The sequence below is a fragment of the Streptomyces sp. NPDC005799 genome (genome assembly GCF_040630525.1).
GTDB lineage: Bacteria > Actinomycetota > Actinomycetes > Streptomycetales > Streptomycetaceae > Streptomyces > Streptomyces griseorubiginosus_B.
The window spans coordinates 1-1061 of the sequence record NZ_JBEXXQ010000230.1 but is presented as its reverse complement, the minus strand read 5'-3'; the positions used below and the strand labels follow the sequence as shown (position 1 = coordinate 1061).

At 69.3% G+C, this 1061-nt stretch carries 1 pseudogene; it reads right to left on the bottom strand.

The annotated features are described in order from the left end of the window. Nucleotides 1-982: pseudogene (locus ABZ453_RS51420) on the bottom strand (IS256 family transposase); the annotation flags it as partial. Between the last annotated feature and the right edge of the window lie 79 nt (nt 983-1061).

Sequence of the window (1061 nt, the reverse complement as noted above, 5' to 3'; positions counted from 1 at the left end):
CAGTTCCTCGGCATCGTAGGTGATCTTCGAGACGGCCTTGGGCCACTTGGCGCCGTAGGTGCGGACGAACGCTTCGATCGCCTTCTCGGCGTGGGCCCGGTCCTCGGCGTTGTAGATCTCCTGCATCGCCTTCGTCGCGCCGGGCTGCGCGGACTTGGGCAGGCAGTTGGTGACGTTGCGGGCTTTGTGAACCCAGCACCTTTGCGGCCTAGCTGCCGGGAAGACCTCGGCGAGCGCCCGCCACAGGCCCATGGCACCGTCGCCGATGACCAACTCGGGGTCGCGCATGCCGCGTCGGCGGCAGTCGCGCAGCAGGTCGGCCCACGACTCGGTCGACTCCCGCAGGCCCTCGGCCAGTGCGATCAGCTCCTTCGTGCCGTCCAGCCGGACTCCGAGCAGGACCAGGACGCACGAGCGGGCCTGGCCGAGCCGGACCTTCGGGTGCACGCCGTCAGCCCACACGTAGACGAAGTCGCGATCCGACAGGTCCCGGTTCTGGAAGGCAGCGTGGTCCTCGCCCCACTGCCTGGTCAGTCGTGTCACGGTCGCGGCCGACAGGCCGGCGGTGCCGCCGAGGAACTGCTCCAGCGCCGGGACGAAGTCGCCAGACGACAGGCCGTGCAAGTAGAGCAGCGGCAGCACTTCCGAGATTTTCGGGGACCTTGCGGCACCACGGCGGCAGGATCTTCGAGGAGAACCGCTTGCGCTCGCCGGTCTCGTCGTCGACGCGGCGGTCGTTCACCCGCGGGGCCTTGACCTCGACCGGCCCGGCCGCGGTGACCACCGTCCGGGACCGGTGGTGGCCGTTGCGGACAACGAGACGCCGGCCGTACTCGTCGGTCTCGGCCGCCAACTCGGCTATGTACTGGTTAACTTCCGCTTCCAGTGCGGCGGCGAGCATCCGGCGGGCGCCTTCCCGCACGATCTCGTCGATCAGGGAGCCGGACTGGGTGGAGCCGTCGTCAGTGACTACGCTGAGCACGGGCGTGCCTTCCCGACCCGCGCTGCGAACGCGGGCCCACTCGGAGACCTTACGGATCATTCGGGAAGGTACGCCCTCC